General features: G+C 52.0%; 14 protein-coding genes and 1 pseudogene. 9 read left to right on the top strand and 6 right to left on the bottom strand.

The window, feature by feature from the left end:
* Window positions 1–3 precede the first annotated feature (3 nt).
* Complete coding sequence (locus tag FDX11_RS14835) at window positions 4–1,311, bottom strand: SrfA family protein (RefSeq protein ID WP_137398144.1); 1,308 nt, start codon at window positions 1,309–1,311, stop codon at window positions 4–6.
* A 282-nt stretch (window positions 1,312–1,593) separates the two neighbouring features.
* On the opposite strand from FDX11_RS14835, the gene FDX11_RS14830 reads away from it, so the two are divergent.
* Together FDX11_RS14830 and FDX11_RS14825 are read left to right on the top strand one after the other, a co-directional pair.
* Complete coding sequence (locus FDX11_RS14830) at window positions 1,594–3,192, top strand: ABC transporter substrate-binding protein (RefSeq protein ID WP_137398143.1); 1,599 nt, start codon at window positions 1,594–1,596, stop codon at window positions 3,190–3,192.
* 17 nt (window positions 3,193–3,209) lie between these two features.
* A complete protein-coding gene (locus tag FDX11_RS14825) occupies window positions 3,210–3,443 on the top strand; it encodes a YdcY family protein (protein WP_003020183.1) in 234 nt (77 codons plus the stop codon).
* An 80-nt stretch (window positions 3,444–3,523) separates the two neighbouring features.
* Here the strand turns inward: FDX11_RS14825 and FDX11_RS14820 are convergent, their stop codons facing one another.
* Both FDX11_RS14820 and mddA read right to left on the bottom strand, forming a co-directional pair.
* Window positions 3,524–3,973: a DMT family transporter gene (locus FDX11_RS14820; protein WP_061381306.1), complete on the bottom strand. Its 450-nt coding sequence runs from the start codon at window positions 3,971–3,973 to the stop codon at window positions 3,524–3,526.
* Window positions 3,970–4,488 (bottom strand): L-methionine sulfoximine/L-methionine sulfone acetyltransferase, encoded by a 519-nt coding sequence (gene mddA / locus FDX11_RS14815; protein ID WP_137398142.1) that lies wholly within the window; start codon window positions 4,486–4,488, stop codon window positions 3,970–3,972. Before mddA ends, FDX11_RS14820 begins: the two co-directional genes overlap by 4 nt.
* A gap of 37 nt (window positions 4,489–4,525) precedes the next feature.
* Here mddA and FDX11_RS14810 point away from each other — a divergent pair, with 37 nt between their 5' ends.
* Both FDX11_RS14810 and FDX11_RS14805 read left to right on the top strand, forming a co-directional pair.
* Window positions 4,526–5,101 carry an XRE family transcriptional regulator gene (locus FDX11_RS14810; protein WP_042308292.1) on the top strand — a complete coding sequence of 192 codons (576 nt, stop codon included), beginning with the start codon at window positions 4,526–4,528 and terminating at the stop codon, window positions 5,099–5,101.
* Between the two features lie 57 nt (window positions 5,102–5,158).
* Window positions 5,159–6,196, top strand: coding sequence for an NADP-dependent oxidoreductase (locus FDX11_RS14805; protein WP_137398141.1), 1,038 nt, complete (start codon window positions 5,159–5,161; stop codon window positions 6,194–6,196).
* Window positions 6,197–6,227: 31 nt separating this feature from the next.
* On the opposite strand, the gene pqqU is transcribed toward FDX11_RS14805, so the two are convergent.
* Window positions 6,228–8,348, bottom strand: a complete 2,121-nt coding sequence (gene pqqU / locus FDX11_RS14800; RefSeq protein WP_137398140.1) for a TonB-dependent receptor PqqU — start codon at window positions 8,346–8,348, stop codon at window positions 6,228–6,230.
* 261 nt (window positions 8,349–8,609) lie between these two features.
* Between pqqU and FDX11_RS14795 the strand changes: the two genes are divergently transcribed.
* The gene (locus tag FDX11_RS14795) at window positions 8,610–9,671 is read left to right on the top strand and encodes a YncE family protein (protein WP_079224126.1); all 1,062 of its coding nucleotides are present in this window, start codon (window positions 8,610–8,612) and stop codon (window positions 9,669–9,671) included.
* Between the two features lie 136 nt (window positions 9,672–9,807).
* A complete protein-coding gene (locus FDX11_RS14790; RefSeq protein WP_137398139.1) occupies window positions 9,808–10,029 on the top strand; it encodes a YgdI/YgdR family lipoprotein in 222 nt (73 codons plus the stop codon).
* A gap of 42 nt (window positions 10,030–10,071) precedes the next feature.
* Here FDX11_RS14790 and ansP read toward each other — a convergent pair whose 3' ends face one another.
* Together ansP and FDX11_RS14780 are read right to left on the bottom strand one after the other, a co-directional pair.
* On the bottom strand, window positions 10,072–11,514 hold the full coding sequence (gene ansP / locus FDX11_RS14785) for an L-asparagine permease (protein WP_038640693.1): 1,443 nt from the start codon (window positions 11,512–11,514) through the stop codon (window positions 10,072–10,074).
* Between the two features lie 282 nt (window positions 11,515–11,796).
* Window positions 11,797–13,338 carry a PAS domain-containing methyl-accepting chemotaxis protein gene (locus FDX11_RS14780; RefSeq protein ID WP_079224132.1) on the bottom strand — a complete coding sequence of 514 codons (1,542 nt, stop codon included), beginning with the start codon at window positions 13,336–13,338 and terminating at the stop codon, window positions 11,797–11,799.
* A gap of 516 nt (window positions 13,339–13,854) precedes the next feature.
* On the opposite strand from FDX11_RS14780, the gene FDX11_RS14775 reads away from it, so the two are divergent.
* From FDX11_RS14775 to FDX11_RS25160, 3 genes and pseudogenes are all read left to right on the top strand, one after another.
* Window positions 13,855–14,853 (top strand): MsnO8 family LLM class oxidoreductase, encoded by a 999-nt coding sequence (locus tag FDX11_RS14775; RefSeq protein ID WP_137398138.1) that lies wholly within the window; start codon window positions 13,855–13,857, stop codon window positions 14,851–14,853.
* The gene (locus tag FDX11_RS14770; RefSeq protein WP_042308306.1) at window positions 14,853–15,974 is read left to right on the top strand and encodes an amidohydrolase; all 1,122 of its coding nucleotides are present in this window, start codon (window positions 14,853–14,855) and stop codon (window positions 15,972–15,974) included. The genes FDX11_RS14775 and FDX11_RS14770 overlap by 1 nt, the downstream gene beginning before the upstream one ends.
* A gap of 25 nt (window positions 15,975–15,999) precedes the next feature.
* Window positions 16,000–18,258, top strand: a pseudogene (locus FDX11_RS25160) (NtaA/DmoA family FMN-dependent monooxygenase).
* Window positions 18,259–18,261: the final 3 nt, after the last annotated feature.

Raw genomic sequence — 18,261 nt, 5'->3', positions numbered from 1 at the left:
AAATCAGGCACCTATCTTTTTGATCGTCAGAGGGATTTCCGCGTGATCGTCATATCGTGCGGTACAGGCGGCGACGTCATTGGTTCCCGCTTTGCAGGTAATTTCAGGCATCGGATAACGTGAGCCATCCGTGCAACGGGCATTGCCGCGACTCTTAATCATTAATTCGCCCGACTGATGCAAACCAGAGAAAATCTCGGCACGACAAACAATATTGTCGCCATGCACTACGCGTGCAGTGCCTTTATTCGTCTGGATCTGATAGCGCAGCGATGGCGCTTTGCCGCTGACCGGATCTTTCACGTCGACGATGACGCGCCAGTTACCATTGAGGAAACGCGTCGTTCCTGCTTTCATCTGGCTGGCATCCATTACCAGCGCGTCTTTGGGAATAGCGGCAATCACCACCGGTCCTGCGTCAGGTTTCTCTTTTTTCGCTAGCGAAATGACTTCAGCCCGATGCAACGGCAGTGCAGAGGTCAATTCCGGCAAAGGCGTCATGTCTGCTTTAGCGACGGCAATGGGGGCGACTGAGGGGGTAGGGATAACGGCATGTTGTTTCCACAGCAGCGGTCCGACAATGGCGGCGATAATTACGGCGGCAACGGGCAGACTCCACAGCGGCAGGCGACGTGCGGGCTTCACCTGTACCGGTGGCGTTGTAACTTCCGGTTCGTTAATCATGACCAACGGTTGTGGTTCAGGTTCAACCGGTTTTTGCGGTTCAACGATTGGCGTCAGTAAAGGGGCATCGGCCTCAGTGAAGGTGATTTCAGGTGAAGTCTCTTCTTTCGGGTCAGGCTCTGTCACAGTGACAACAGGTGGAATATCAGCAAGGCGCAGGCAATCGAGCACATCGTCGCGGGGATTTTCATTCAGATTGACGAAGCCCCAGAACGTAATGACGGGTTTGCCATCAACCAGAAACACGTGGTTCTCGCCAGGAAACTGGATGGCTTTTTCGAGCAATGAACCAAACAGCTGGAGGGAGGTTTTTCCCGATTGCAGGCTTTTACGGCTCAGGGCCGCCGCATTTTCCAGCGTGCTCCCCAGATAGCGCAGCGCACGAAAACGTGCCTCTTCATCAGCGGTTTTCCATGCAACGGTTTTTCCTTCAACCGGGGAATACCAGTCAACCCGATCGCCGTTATCGTTAATTTGTGGGATCGCCAGACAATCCACCATCGCCTGCTGTTTACGCAAACGAAGCGTTTCACGAATTTGCAGTGCTGAATCAAACACGGCCTGACCACCGCCACCCACGGCCTGATAGTCATCCAAATTGCCGCTGCGCAAGAGAGTTTTTGCCACGTTGTTACCCCTTAGACTTCTTCACACATCTACTTTACTTTTTATAAAAACGAGCAAACGGCGAAAGAGAGGCAAAAAGGGGCTAATTTTCATGGCATAGAGTGTCGGGAAAAATCTTGACGTTTTGAAAAAGACTTAAGGGAAATTAATTCGCTTGTGGTGATGAATTATTCAGCGAAAACCACCGGATTAGAATAACCTGATAGTGATTTGTTATTGGTCAGTTTTTGTCAGCTATGCTCTGATATTCCGGTTAATAATAAAATAAGAAGGCTTATAACCATGATTGCAAGGAAAACGTTACTCGCGCTGGCGCTCAGCGCTGCCTTACCGTCAGGCGCAGCGTTCGCGGCCAGCACGGACACCATCATCTATTGCTCTGAAGCATCGCCGGAGTCATTTAACCCGCAAATCGCCAGTTCCGGTCCCTCATTTGTGGCCAGTTCTCAGGTGCTCTATAACCGACTTATCAACTTTGATCCGGTAAAGAATACCCCAATACCGTCTTTGGCAACGGACTGGACAATTTCTCCCGATGGGAAGACTTACACGTTTACTCTGCGTCAGGGGGTGAAGTTCAACAGTAATAAATTCTTTAAACCCACCCGCGACTTCAACGCCGATGACGTGGTTTTCTCGGTATTACGCCAGAAAGATGCCGATCATCCGTACCACAAGGTTTCTCAGGGCAGCTACGAATACTTTAACGATGTCGGTCTGGATAAACTGATCAAAGAAGTGAAGAAGGTGGATGATTATCACGTTCAGTTTGTGCTGAATGAACCTAACGCCGCGTTTCTTGCCGACTGGGGGATGGATTTCGCTTCCATTCTCTCTGCGGAATATGCCGACGCGATGCTGAAAAAAGGCACCCCGGAAAACGTTGATAACTGGCCGATTGGCACCGGGCCATATGTGTTGCAGCAGTACAAGCAGGATTCTCAAATCCGTTACCTGGCCAACCCGAATTACTGGGATGGCACCGTTCCAACGAAGCACCTGATATTCTCGATCACACCAAATGTACAGACCAGACTGGCAAAACTGCAAACTAACGAATGCCAGATTATCCCAGCACCTGCGCCAATACAGTTTGACGAGATCAACAAGAATAAAGATTTGACGCTGCATTCGGTTGAAGCGCTGAACGTCGGGTATCTGGCGTTTAATACCGAGAAAAAACCGTTTGATAACGTATTAGTGCGTCAGGCGTTGAACTATGCGACCGATAAAAAAGCCATTATTAACGCCGTCTTTTTGGGGGCCGGAACGGTGGCAAAATCGCCCATTCCACCGAATATGATGGGGTTCAATAAAGATCTAAAAGATTATGCTTACGACCCGCAAAAAGCGAAAGATCTGCTCAAACAGGCTGGGCTGGAAAACGGATTCGAAGCGACGCTGTGGTCAATGCCGGTTCAGCGTCCATACAACCCCAACTCCCGACGTATTGCCGAGATGATCCAGAGCGATTGGGCAAAAGTCGGCGTGAAGGCAAAAATAGTGTCGTACGAGTGGGGCGAATATCTCTCCGGAATGCGCAAAGGCGAGCATGACACCGCGCTGTTCGGCTGGATGTCAGACAACGGCGATCCGGATAACTTTGCCGATGTACTGCTGGGCTGCGACAGCATTAAAACCGGATCTAACGCCGCGCGCTGGTGCGATAAAGAGTATAATTCTCTGGTTCAAAAGGCGAAACTGGTGAGCAAACCTGAAGAACGTGCCGCGCTTTACCAGCAGTCGCAAGAGATTTTCTACCAGCAGGCTCCGTGGATAGCCCTGGCAAATGGTAAAACGTTCTATGCCACGCGCAGCAACGTCAGCGGATACAGCGTCAGCCTGATGGGCAGTGATTTTTCAAAAGCAAAATTAAATTAATGAGTTAAGGAGAGGTTATGTCGCATCTGGATGAGGTCAGCGCACGAGTTGATGCCGCCATTGAAGAGAGCGTCATTACGCATATGAATGAATTGCTGATTGAACTCAGCGATGATGTCGCGCTGAGCCGGGAAGATCGTTACACCCAGCAACAGCGTTTGCGTACGGCTATCGCACATCATGGCCGTCAGCATAAAGAGGATATGGAAGCCCGTCGCGAACAGTTGACCAAAGGCGGCACAATCCTTTAATTCGTTATTACTGTTATCCGGCCTGTATATTCAGGCCGGATAAGTTCTGTCGGCCTGATAAGGCAAGCGCCATCAGACAGTTAAAAAGAGCGTCTCGCGACCAGCCAGGCCCCGACGACCAGCAGCACCGCGCCGCAAACTGGCCCCACCAGCGCACGTAGCGGTACGCCATGACTGCGCAGAATATCCAGCACGAGTCCGCCAATTAACTGGCTGGCTACCAGTACCGCAATCGTGGTGGCAGCCCCCAAATTTTGATAGCCGCTGATACTGGCAAAAACAAAAAAAGACCCCAGCAAACCGGGGATCAGCGTCCACCAGCGCACGCTGGAGACCAGTTCGCCAAACCCCGCAGCGCCTTGCTTAAACCACAGAATGCTGACAAACAGTACAATCCCAACCAGTGAGTTCAGCAGCATGGCAATCAGGATCGTCGAGGAGGTCTGCGTAATACGCACCATTAAGGTATTTTGCACCACCAGACCAATACCTGCGGCAATCAGAAAGGCGAGGGTCAGCGTCTGATTCATCTGCCGGCATCCGGATCGCGACGATCGTCTAACTGTAACTGCATAAAGGTCAGATCCAACCAGCGACCAAATTTGGTGCCGACCTGCGGCATTTGTGCCGTGATGTTAAATCCCAGCGTACTGTGCAAATGCAGCGACGCCTGATTCTGAGACTCAATCCCCGCCACCATCACATGTTTGCCGCACGTGCGCGCTTCTTCTATTAGTCGGCTGAGCAGCGCTCGTCCCAGGCCCTTGCCCTGATGATCAGGATGGACATACACCGAATGTTCAACGGTATGACGAAATCCGTCAAAGTTGCGCCAGTCGCCGAACGAAGCATATCCGGTGACCACGCCGTTTTCTTCACTTACCAGCACGGGATACCCCACCAACTGGCGTGCTTCGTACCACGAGATACGGTTTTCGGCATCGACCGTTTGATCGTTCCAGATAGCCGCCGTATGCAGTACCGCGTGGTTATAAATTTCAGCAATAGCGGCGCAGTCTGCTTTGCTGGCAAATCTAATTGACATGTTGAACCTCAGGGATTGTTCACTATAGTATTACAATATGAATACTATTGAAGACAGCATAAATCAACGGATCGGTGCAAGAATTCGCCTCGAACGAGAATCTCGCGGCTGGTCTCTGACAGAACTCGCCGAGCGCGCAGGCGTGTCGCGGGCAATGATCCATAAAATAGAGCGCGGTGAGAGCAGCCCCACGGCCACGCTGCTGGGCAGACTCTCCGGGGCGTTTGGAATCAGCATGTCGATGCTGATTGCGCGGGCCGAAATGCAGGAGGGCAAGTTGCTGCGCCTCGCTGACCAGCCCGTCTGGCACGACCCGCAAAGCCACTATCTGCGACGCCATGTTTCACCGCGTAGCGATCTACCCATCGACCTGGTACAGATCGAATTGCCCGCCGGAAGCGATATCCCAATGCCAGCATCCTCCTACGTGCAGGCCAGACAGCTTATCTGGCTACAGCAAGGGGAGTTAGTCTTTGTGGAAGGCGATGTGCGTCATGAAATGAAAGCAGGCGATTGTCTGGAGCTGGGCCCGCCGAATGACTGTCGGTTTATCAATGAAACCGCGCAAACCTGCGTTTACCTGGTTGTGCGATTAAACCATGTCGTGAGCTAAATGCTGGCGCAGGCTGCTACTATTGATGGATTCATGCTAAAAGCAGAGGAGCACATCATGGGTCAACAGACTAATCGTAATCGCCGCTGGGTACTGGCTTCCCGCCCGCATGGCGCGCCAATCCCGGATAACTTCCGTCTTGAAGAAGATGAAGTCGCAACGCCGGGAGAAGGTCAGGTTCTGCTGCGCACCGTTTTCCTTTCTCTCGATCCTTACATGCGTGGGCGCATGAGCGATGAACCGTCTTACTCGCCTCCCGTTGAAATTGGCGGCGTGATGGTTGGTGGCACGGTGAGCCGCGTGGTGTCCTCTAACCATCCTGATTACCAGCCAGGCGAATGGGTGCTGAGCTATAGTGGTTGGCAGGACTATGACATTTCAGACGGTAACGGACTGGTGAAGCTTGGCGATAATCCTGAACATCCTTCCTGGGCGCTGGGTGTTTTGGGAATGCCGGGATTTACCGCCTATATGGGCTTGCTGGACATCGGCCAGCCGAAAGCCGGGGAAACGCTGGTTGTCGCCGCTGCAACTGGCCCGGTGGGCGCAACGGTTGGACAGATTGGTAAGCTCAAAGGGTGTCGGGTGATCGGTGTGGCGGGCGGGGCAGAGAAATGTCAGCATGCCACTGAAGTGCTGGGCTTTGATGTTTGTCTCGATCACCATGCGCAAGATTTTGCGCAACAACTGGCAAAAGCGTGTCCACAGGGGATTGATATTTACTACGAGAACGTTGGCGGTAAGGTGTTTGACGCCGTACTGCCGTTACTCAATACCTCTGCGCGCATACCGCTTTGCGGGCTGGTCAGCGGTTACAACGCGACATCGCTTCCGACCGGCCCTGACCGATTACCGTTGCTGATGGCAACCTTACTGAAAAAGCGTATCCGGATGCAGGGTTTTATTATTGGTCAGGATTATGGTCACCGCATTCATGAGTTTCAGCGGGAGATGGGGCGTTGGATTAAAGAGGGTAAAATCCACTACCGTGAGCAGGTCACTGACGGTCTGGAGAATGCGCCGCAGACCTTTATCGGTTTGCTGACCGGGAAAAACTTCGGCAAGGTGGTTATTCGCGTAGCAGACGATGCATAAAGAGTGCGGGCGGGAGCGATTCCCGCCAGTATTATTCAAAACGCCAGGCCAGATTAATACCCACGCCATAGTTTCGTCCTGGCGCCGGTTCGTAGTATCTGTCCCTTGTTTCATTAACAATCACCGACCCAGCATAGGTCTTATCAAACAGGTTATCCACCCGACCGAACAGGTCGATCATGAGACTGCTGTAATAAAATTTATAGCCGGTATTCAAGCCAACTACGGTATATGACGGGGCTTTCGCCGTGTTTTCATCATTGGCCATAATGTCGCCCATATAACGCACATCTGCTCCCGCATACCAACCTTCATCTGGCACGTAACCCAGTGAGGCAAATCCCATGTTTTGCGCTATGCCGGGCAGTCGGTTGCCGTTGCAGTTTTGATCGCCACAGACGTTGCTGCGATAGGTTGCATCGAGCCAGGTCCATGCTGCTTTTACGCGCCAGTTTGTGGCAAAGCGTTGGTCCCAGGATAGCTCGCCCCCCTGACGGCGGGTTTTACCGGCGTTTTTATAAGTCGTACGACCACCGTTGTTACTATCAACCACAATCTCGTCATCGGTATCGGTCTGAAATAGTGCCGCGGTAAAAAGTCCATCGCCGATGCGTGTTTTGCTGCCGATTTCAATAGTGTCATTCGTGGACGGCTGTAAACCCAAATTCATGCCGCTTTGTCCATCGGAACGGTAGGAGAGTTCGTTAATCGTGGGGGTTTCAAATCCTCTCCCCGCAGCCAGATAGACATTCCAGGCGTCAGTCATTGCATACTTCAACGATCCGGCGGGCAACCATTGGTGATAACTTACGTCGCCGCTGTCATCTCCGTTATCAACAGTAATGTAGCGATCGTTGGAATCAAACCATACGGAACTGTAACGAACGCCGGCATCCAGCGAAAGCTTCTTCGTCAATTGCCACTGGGTTTGCAGATAGGGATCGACGTTCCACATCAGGTTACGTTCATTGCGTCGCAGGTCGCCTTTCTGACCGTACTCAGGGACACCATTATCAAGACGATAGTTGTTATAGCCTTTACGGTTTTCACTCATGTTTTCATAGTTCACTCCGGTGGTGAAAGTCACCGGAATCCCCAATTCGCCACGGTGAGTCCAACGGTTATCTATCCCCTGATAATGACGTTGCAAGGTGATGACACCGCCGGCATGAGAAGAATTTAACTGTGGGTCCATTGGGATCGACTGATACTGGGTGGTTTCGCGCTCTCCTGCATAGGCCATGACACTGATATCATCCTGCGCGCTAAGCTGGCGTTCATAGCGCAATCCCGCCTGGGTCTGCTTGATAGTTTTTCGCGTATTGAATTGCTCCGCGCGGGGCGATTGCTGCGGATTGGCATTCCATTCTGACTTCGTCAGGCCACCGGGATCGTCGGCCTTAATATCCACGCTGTTGAAAATCAGGGTTAGTTTACTCACGTCATCAACACGTACTCCCAGTCTGGCGTTAGCCAGATTTTTTTGCGCACTACTGTCATCACGATACCCGTGGGTAGTAAATCGTGTAGTTGAAACGGTGTAATCCACATCACCTGGCTGAGTACCGTCACCCAGTGCTCCTGTGGCCTTTACACCGTAGCGCCAGGTGCCAAAACTACCGTAATAGCTGCTGGCCTCAATGGTTGGCGGTTCACGCCCTGTTTCGGTACTGACATTAATCACACCGCCGGAAGCATTACCATACAGCGCAGAGAAGGGCCCCCGCAGGACTTCAATATTTTGTACGCTGCTGATATCGATATTGGATGTTTGACCTTGCCCATCCGGCATGGTGGCTGGGATTCCGTCTACGTACATACGAATGCCGCGGATGCCATACGTGGTTCTTGAACCAAAGCCGCGAATCGACAACTGGAGGTCCTGTGCGTAGTTCTGCCGATTTTGCACCTGTAACCCAGGGACGCTGGTCAGCGATTCGGACAGGTTAATGCGCGGTGTTGCCAGACGCATATCTTCACCGGCAACAACGCTGACGGCAGCAGGCGTATCCAGTTCTGAAACAGATTGTGGTGTCGCGCTAACGATCAGCGTTTGCTCGTTTAGCTCACTTTCTGCCGCGGCAAAAGTCGAGAGAAAGACAGGCAGTAATGAAACAGGAAAGACAATATAGCGGGCTGAAAAAATCGTCATGAATAAGGCCAGTTTAGGATGCTGACGTCGGAAAAAGGACGGTAAGCATGTGAATTTTTTTATAAAAAAGATGAATTTTAGCGCTGCTGAATTGCGGTAATTTTTCGGGCAATGAAAAGGAGTGTAGTCAATATGTGAAGAAGTGCTCCACTTTGCGATGAATAATGATTACTATTCTCATTCTTAAAAAGGCAAAACCATGATTTTGCTCATTGAAGCTATGTGAAGCAGTAACAAACGAATTTATCAAAGGGAGTCGTCATGTCTTTACGTCATCTGTTTTCGCCGCGCCTGCGTGGTTCTTTACTGTTAGGTTCACTGCTCGTGGCATCATCTTTTACTACGCAGGCTGCAGAAGAACTGCTGCGCAAAGCCGTGGGCAAAGGTGCCTATGAAATGGCATACAGCCAGCAAGAGAACGCGCTGTGGCTGGCGACCTCACAGAGCCGCAAACTGGATATCGGCGGCGTGGTTTATCGTCTTGACCCTGTCACCCTCGAAGTGACTCAGGTTATTCACAACGATCTCAAACCGTTTGGCGCTACCATCAATAACACCACGCAAACGCTGTGGTTTGGTAATACGGTAAACAGTGCGGTGACGGCGATGGATGCTAAAACAGGAGCGGTGAAAGGGCGCCTGGTGCTGGATGCGCGTAAGCGTTCTGAAGATGTGCGTCCTCTGCAACCGCGTGAGCTGGTCGCCGATGATGCTACTAACACGGTATACATTAGCGGTATTGGTAAAGAGAGCGTAATTTGGGTAGTGGACGGTGAGACGATCAAACTTCAGGACACAATCCAAAATACTGGCAAAATGAGCACCGCTCTGGCTATCGACAGCAAAGCTAAACGCCTGTACACCGCCAATGCGGACGGTGAATTCATCACTATCGATACCACCAATAACAAAATTCTCAGCCGCAAAAAGCTGTTGGATGATGGAAAAGAGCACTTCTTTATCAACCTGAGTCTGGACACGGCGGGTAACCGCGCATTTGTTACCGACTCTAAGGCTGCGGAAGTGCTGGTTATCGACACCCGCAACGGCAATGTACTGGCGAAAGTCGCCGCGCCGGAATCTCTGGCCGTGCTGTTCAACCCGGCGCGCAACGAGGCCTATGTGACCCATCGTCAGGCCGGTAAAGTGAGCGTGATCGACGCGAAAAGCTACAAAGTTGTCAAAACGTTCGAGACCCCAACATTCCCGAACAGCCTGGCGCTCTCTGCCGACGGTAAAACGCTGTACGTCAGCGTGAAACAGAAATCGACCCGCGAGCAGGAAGCCACCCAGCCGGACGATGTTATTCGTATCGCGCTGTAATTAACCGGAGGGGGAAACCCCTCCTGTCATTTCTCTAAACCTCACGATACGCCTCGTTACACCCCGCCAGTAGCCTGACTAACTTCAGGGACTTACACTACGCCCTCAACGGCTAACTGAATAACGCGGGAATACCATGAAAAAGCCATTTATTTGTCTTTGTGCAGGCGTAATGCTGTTTACGTTGGCAGGCTGCACGACCAATTACGTTATGACGACCAAAAGCGGACAAACCATTACCACCCAGGGTAAGCCACAACTGGATAAAGATACGGGAATGACCAGCTATACCGATCAGGATGGGAATGCGCGGGAAATTAACAGCAACGACGTCGCGCAGCTCATTGAAGCAGACTAAAAAAGAAGGCCTGAAGGGGTAACCTGTCAGGCCTTGTTATCCTTACGGCGCGGTGCGGTGGATTTCCGCTACGCGTTTACGCACGCCGAACCAGCCTGCAACCAGCAGGATGGCAATTAACGGTAATGATGCGATAGTATAAGTGCCGTTTGGATAATCAAACGCCATCAGCACCAGCACACTCAGCAGGAACAGCAACGTGAGCCACGAGGTAAACGGCGCACCCGGCAGTTTAAAACTGACGTCTGCGGTTTTACCTTCTTTAATCGCCCGGCGCAGACGCATCTGGCAAACCATGATAAATCCCCACGACGCAATGATGCCCAGCGAGGCGAAGTTAAGCACGATCTCGAACACCTGCGACGGCACCAGATAGTTCAGAAATACCCCTACGACATACACGACCAGCGTGGCGAGGATCCCTGCCCATGGCACCTGTTGGCGGCTCATTTTAGCCATAAATTTTGGCGCGGAACCGCCCATCGACATGGAACGTAAAATACGGCCAGTGCAGTACAGGCCGGAGTTCAGGCTGGAAAGCGCCGCGGTGAGCACCACAATATTCATGATGCTGCCGATATAGGGCACGCCAAGTTTGGAGAAGAAGGTGACAAACGGGCTTTGTCCCGCCTGATAGGCGTTCCAGGGCAGAAGCAGAACCAGCAGGACCACTGAACCCACGTAGAACAGACCGATACGCCAGATAACGCTATTGATCGCTTTTGGCACCATCGTTTGCGGATCTTTGCACTCACCAGCGGCAGTGCCGACCAGTTCGATGGAGGCAAACGCGAAGACGACTCCCTGGACCAGCACCAGCGCTGGCAGCAGGCCATGCGGGAAAAATCCGCCGTTGTCGGTTATCAGGTGAAAACCGGTGGCGTTACCATCCAGCGGTTTTCCGCTGCCTAAAAAAACGGTACCCACCACCAGGAAAATGACAATCGCCAGCACTTTGACCAGCGCAAACCAAAACTCCATCTCCGCGAACCACTTCACACCGATCATGTTCATGGTGCCGACAATGGCCAGCGCCCCGAGGGCGAACACCCACTGCGGCACGTCGCCAAATGCGCCCCAGTAATGCATATACAGCGCAACTGCGGTGATATCGACAATGCCGGTCATCGCCCAGTTGATGAAATACATCCAGCCCGCCACATAGGCGGCTTTTTCACCTAAAAATTCGCGGGCGTAGGAGACAAAGCTACCGCTGGAAGGGCGGTGCAAAACCAGTTCGCCGAGCGCGCGAAGAATAAAGAACGAAAAAATACCGCACACCAGATAGACCAGCGCCAAAGCGGGGCCAGCCATCTGCAAACGTGCGCCTGCCCCTAAAAACAACCCGGTACCAATCGCGCCGCCAATGGCGATCATTTGTACCTGTCGATTCCCCATCGCTTTGTGATACCCCTCTTCGTGAGCATTCAACCAGCGTCGTTTCGCCGCATGTTGTTCCGCGGCTTGCGTGTTGTGTGTGTTCATTACTTTTCCTGTTGACCTGACAAAAATACAAAATCCTTTTTGCCGCACCTGCTGCGGCGAAAACAGCGCTACCCTTCATTGTGTTACGGGGGGAAAACTGCCGGCCGAGCATCCTACATTCAATTGTTCACTTGCGCAAAGCCCCGATAACAAGAATGCAGCATTTTTGTGCAGCCGGAACTGGCGCGGTGTGGCCTCGATTCAGCCAATAAAAGAGAGGGGGCGTTTAACCAGCTAGAGGAGTGCGCTTATCAAGACATTCGCCCGGTAAGCGCCGTAACGTTATGCTGATGCGCCAAAGACCTGAACGGCCTGCTGTAAGCGTGATGAACGCTGGGTCAGATCGGCGGTAGCGTCAGTGACGCGCTCCACCATTTCGGCGTTATTGTGTGTCATGGCGCCCACGCGTGAAATCGAATCGTTAATCAGATCCAGCGCCTGGGTTTGCTCTCGCGTGGCCAGACTAATATCTTTGATCATCATCGACATCTGCAAGACATCACCAATTATGCCGGTGAGATGCGTTTCCGTTTTCTCCACCATTTTGACGCCGCTGTTAACATTGGCGACGTTCTTCTCGATCAGTTGTTTAATCTCTTTTGCCGCGGACGCTGAGTGCTGCGCCAGATTGCGCACTTCTGCCGCCACAACTGCGAATCCACGCCCGGATTCCCCGGCTCGTGCGGCTTCAACCGCGGCATTGAGCGCCAAAATATTGGTCTGAAAGGCAATGCTGTCGATAACGCCAATGATGTCGACAATCTGCCCATTATCACGCGAGATTGCCTGCATCATGGCAATGGTTTGTTTCATGATATCGCCGCCTGCTGCCGCGTTGGCGCTCGTTTTATCGGCCATGGTCATAGTATGCGCTGCGGTATCAGCGGTTTGCTGTACCGCGCTGCCAATTTCTTCGAGGGCAGCAGCAGTTTGTTGCAGGTCAGCGGAGGTTTCTTCTGAACGTTTGTGCAACGCAGAACCTTCTTTTGACACCCGCTGGCTAATTGCGCGAATACCGGATAGTTGCGTACTGACGTCATCGACCAGCGAATTCAAATTAAGCCCAGACTGATTAACCAGACGCATCAACATTCCGATCTCATCGACCCTGTTTAAATGACAGTTATCAGGTTTACGACCCGACACCACTTTTTTCATTTGCGTCAGTAGCGTATTAACTGGCTGACAAATTTGATACTTAAGGTAAATAGCCAGTGCCAGAAAAAGCACCAACAGCCCACCTGCCTGAATAAAGAGGGGGACGGGGATAAAAATTAATAACAGTACCAGCAGGGCAGCTACCCCTAAACTATAATTAACTCGCTGGCTAATACTCAGCCATTTAAACGCAGAAACCCATGACAATATGCCACGACGAATGACAAGGCCTTTAAAAAGGCGAAAGTGTTTAAACTGCTGACTATTTATTTTTTGATATAAGCTTTCGCTTTTCGTTATTTCATCGCGCGAAGGAACCGTCCGTACCGAGATGTAACCGGTGAGTTTTTCATGGTGCCAGACCGGTGTCACGTTGGCTCGCACCCAGTAATGGTCGCCATTCTGCCGCCGGTTTTTCACCATTCCCGTCCAGCTGTCTCCCTGCTGTAGCGTGTACCACATATCGGCGAACGCGGCGGGAGGCATGTCAGGATGGCGAATAATATTATGTGGTTCGCCCATTAACTGATGCTCGTTAAATCCGCTGGCGTCGATAAAAGCGGTGTTGGCGTAGGTAATATGACTTTCTTTATCTGTCGTCGAGAGCAGCGTCGCTTTATCGTTAAGTGCATACTCAATTTGTGTAACGGGCATGTTACTTTTCATAGAGGCCCCATGATGGTATGTATAATTCATACAAAAATCCCCGCAATAAAAATCGGGGGATATTAAAAAACTGTATTAAACCGTTTTAATAAGAAACGCTGTATTCTCTACTAATCATCATTGCTGTGGAAGTGCTTAAATTAAAAAATCCTATATGTACTATCCATTAAGCGTCATAAAAGTGAAACATTTAATACAACCGCATAACCTTGCAAGTCGTTTAACCTGACTTAACGTAAATCGCGCTAAAAAACGTTTTCGCAAAAAGAAAACAGGCATGAACTTATTTTGATGTTATTTCTGTGAGAGTCGCGCCCCTATTATATTTTGTAGGTCATGAATTTTGCATGTTTTCCATTGAGTGTTCTGACCAGTCAAGGAATCCACTGGTATTATCCCTGATGGCAACAGGGCTGGTTATCTACTTTTTAGCTGAGCAAATGTGAATTAAGTGTTTCATTATGGTTATTTGATAATTTAATAATAAAGACATGTTAACAAACATGGGCCTGTAACATGTCATATCGCCTGAGTATTCTGGATAAAAGCCCCGTTGGGGAAGGAGAAACTGCCGTGATGGCGCTTGCCCGGACCTTGCGTCTGGCGCAACTGGCAGAAGAGTGGGGATACCATCGTTTCTGGATCGCGGAACACCATAATACACCACAGCTGGCCAGCCCATCGCCGGAGCTGGTGATCGCCTGGCTCCTCGGACAAACCCAGCGAATCCGCGTAGGTTCCGGCGGCGTGATGCTGCAGCATTACAGCCCGTACAAAGTGGCGGAAAACTTCAATCTTCTGGCATCACTGGCACCGGGGCGTGTTGATCTTGGTGTCGGAAAAGCGCCAGGCGGCTTACCCCTGTCGACTCAGGCGTTACAGTTGGGACTTCATGCGGATGAAAAAGGCAGTTTTGCTGACCAGCTTTCCCAGCTTAACGACTGGCTGGCGTTAAGCGGAACGGAAAGCGGGGAAGCGGTATTCCCGACGCCAATCCCACCGCAACCGCCGGAAGGATTTGTTCTGGGAGCCAGTGTGCAAAGCGCTCAGTTGGCAGCGCAATCCAACTGGAATTTCATCTTCGCGGCACACCTCAACGGTGACAGAGCGTTATTGCGTGACGTTTTGTCCTTTTGGCAGACCCACAGTACACGCCCGACGATAGTCGCCGTCCAGGTGATTGTGGCTGACAGTAACGACACCGCCGCGCAGCTTGCCGAAAATGTGCAGATCTGGGGCGTGGAACTAGAAAATGGGCAACGCGTCACAGTTGCCAGCGAAGAGCAGGCGCTGGCATTCGCTGCGCAGGCTGGCAGTTCTCCCCGCAAAATCGCACGTCGTGAACAGGCCTTATTATACGGTACCGCCCACGACGTGCTGGCAAAACTGAACGGCCTGCACGCGCAATTTGGCATTAATGAGTTCATTATCGACACGCCATTGGCAGAGGGGCACGCGCGTCTGACGTCGCTACGTTTGTTGGCACAAGCCCATAACGCCGTGGAGGTGGTCTGATGACGCTGGCGACAACGCTTATCAACTGGCGTCGTGAATTGCATCAACACCCCGAACTTTCTCTGCAGGAAGTGGCGACGACGGCGCGTATTCGCGACTGGTTGCACGGTGCTGATGTCCAGATTCTGCCATTCAACCTGAAAACCGGTCTGGTCGCGGAAATTGGTCAGGGAGAAGAGATCATCGCATTGCGGGCGGACATTGATGCCCTCCCGATAGAAGAAAGCGCCGATGTTCCGTTTCGCTCACTCACACCGGGGGTGATGCACGCCTGCGGGCACGATATTCACACCAGCGTCATGCTTGGCGCCGCACTGCTGCTTAAGCAGCAGGAAGCTGACTTACCGGGGCGAGTCCGTATTTTGTTTCAGCCCGCTGAAGAAAGTTTTGGTGGCGCAAAAACTCTGATTCGCGCCGGTGCTCTGCAAAACGTCGCGGCTATTTTTGGCATGCACAATGAACCGGGATTGCCGGTAGGAGAGTTCGCTACGCGCGGTGGTGCATTCTATGCCAATGTTGATCGCTTTGTGTTACGTATCAATGGTAAAGGCGCACATGCGGCGCGTCCGCATGAAGGCAAAGACGCCATCCTGCTAGCCAGCCAACTGGTAACAGTTTTGCAAAGCGTTGCCAGTCGCGATGTTAACACCCTGGATTCAGTGGTGCTCAGCGTGACCCGTATTCAGGGAGGAAACACGTGGAACGTGCTGCCAGAGTCCGTAGAGCTGGAAGGAACGCTCAGAACGCATCGCATTGAAGTGCAGCAGCAGGTCAAAGCCCGGGTTAATGATATCGCGGCCGGATTTGCCCACGCTTTTGGCGCACAAATTGATGTTATCTGGCACGCGGGACCGACTGCGCTGGTGAACGATGATCGTTGGGCCGATATCGCCACCGCCGTGGCGAAACAATCAGGCTACGCCACCCACCATGCCGACCTGCATATGGGCGGGGAGGATTTTGCCGTCTACCTGCAAAATACGCCTGGGGCGTTCGTCAGTATTGGCAGCGCCAGCGAATACGGATTACATCATCCGGGATTTAATCCGGATGAACGTTTAATAGAACCCGCCGCGCACTATTTTGCTCATTTAGCAAAAACGGCATTCGCACACATTTAATTTTATCTGTTGGGTAGGGGTTATTATGGCTGAAAATCGGCAACTACGGCTCGGCACTATTCTGCATGGCGCATCGGGAAATATGTCTGCATGGCGTCATCCGGCAGCGCAGGCCGATGCCAGTATTAATTTTGACTTTGTTAAAGAAACGGCGCGTATTGCGGAAAAAGGGAAGTTGGATTTTATTTTTGTCGCCGATGGTCTGTATATTAATGAAAAATCAATCCCGCATTTTTTAAATCGCTTTGAGCCGCTGACGGTATTATCTGCTTTGGCCAGCATCACCCGCAATCTGGGACTGGTTGGCACCGTCTCCACGTCATACAGTGAGCCCTTTACCACCGCCCGGCAGTTTGCCAGCCTCGACCATCTTAGCCAGGGGCGTGCCGGATGGAACGTGGTGACGTCGCCTCTGGAAGGATCGGCAAAAAACTATTCCCGCGCCCAGCATCCAGAGCATGCCCAGCGTTATCGTATTGCCGATGAATATTTACAGGTGGTGAAAGGACTGTGGGATTCCTGGGAAGATGATGCTTTTACCCGTAATAAGGCAAGCGGGGAGTTTTTTAATCCGCAAAAACTGCACACGCTTAACCATCATGGGGATTATTTTCAGGTCGCCGGGCCGTTAAATATCGGGCGAACACCACAAGGCCGTCCAATTATATTTCAGGCTGGGGCTTCATCCGATGGCAAGAAATTAGCGGCGCAGCATGCTGATGCCATTTTTACTCATCAGGAGTCGCTGGCAGAGGCGAAAGCGTTCTATCAGGATGTAAAAAGCCAGCTGGAAAACGCCGAACGACATCCCGATCAACTGCATATATTCCAGGGCGTCAGCGTTATTGTTGGCGACAGCGCAGAGGACGTGGAGCAGCAGTATCAGACGACCGCTGCGCTGGTTTCCATCACTGACGCACTGAACTACCTTGGCCGCTACTTCGAACATCATGATTTTGCCCAATATTCGCTGGACGCACCGTTCCCGGATCTGGGATCCCTCGGACAAAACAGCTTTCGCAGCACGACCGATGAGATCAAGCGCAATGCGCGCGAGCGTGGCTTAACGCTACGTCAGGTTGCTCTGGAGGCAGCCAGCCCGCGTCCGCGTTTTAGCGGCACGCCGCAGCAGGTAGCCGACGGCCTTCAGCAGTGGTTCGACGAGAAAGCCGCTGACGGTTTTATCATTCAGGGAGGAACGCCGGATACCTTCCCACGATTTGTTGAGCAGGTTATCCCCGTGCTTCAGGCTCGTGGTCTGTTCCGCCATGAATATCCCGGTACGACCCTGCGCGCAAGCCTGGGATTAGCGACACCTGCAAATCAATTCACACAATAAGAGAAAAACGCTATGCAGAAAAAATCAGTATTCCTCGCGCTGTCGCTGGCTTTCAGCGCGACCGTCTGGGCAAATGACGTGACTATTAACGGCACGGGCGTAAGCCTGGAAGCCAATAAAACGCCAATTAATACGGCAAAAAATCCGCAGGCGATTGCGCAATTACCCGCGAACCTGCACCTGGCCGTACCGGGCAAATTTACTGTGGCGATTGCCGGGCTCAGTCAGCCGCCGCTGACCGTATTTGCCGATGACAATAAAACACTGATCGGCAGCGAGGCGGACATTGCCCGTCTGGTGGCAGACAGTTTGGGTCTGGAACTCAACGTTGTGCCTACATCATGGGAAGACTGGCCGCTGGGGGTCACCTCCGGCAAATACGATGCCGCGATTAGCAATATTACCGTCACAAAAGCGCGCAAAGAGAAATTCGATTTCGCGACCTATCGTAAGGACTCCCTGGGCTTTTATGTCAAAACCGGCAGCAAGCTGAAGAAAATCGAGCAGGCGGAAGATATCGCCGGTCTGCGCATTATCGTCGGTTCGGGGACGAACCAGGAAGCCATCCTGCTGGCCTGGAACGATGAAAACGTGAAGAAAGGGTTACAGCCGTTTACGCCAGTGTATACCAAAGACGATGCCGCCCAGACTCTGGCCCTGCAGTCAGGTCGCGCTGATGCCTACTTCGGTCCTAACGTTATCGGCGCGTGGAAAGCCGCGCTCAACGGTAAAACGCAATTGGTGGGTAGCGTTGATGGCGGTTGGCCAAAAGCGGCACATATCGCCGTGACGCTGAAAAAAGACAGCGGTTTGGTTCTGCCTGTGCAAACCGCCCTCAACGGCGTGATTGGCAACGGCGACTACGACAAGGTACTGAACCGTTGGGGGGAAGGGGTGGAACGCATTCCGCAATCTGAAATCAACCCAGCCGGGTTAGGCGACTAAGGA

This window comes from Citrobacter sp. wls714, from assembly GCF_005281025.1.
Lineage (GTDB): Bacteria > Pseudomonadota > Gammaproteobacteria > Enterobacterales > Enterobacteriaceae > Citrobacter > Citrobacter werkmanii.
The sequence above is the reverse complement of the archived record's forward strand: the minus strand, read 5'-3'. Positions and strand labels throughout refer to the sequence as shown.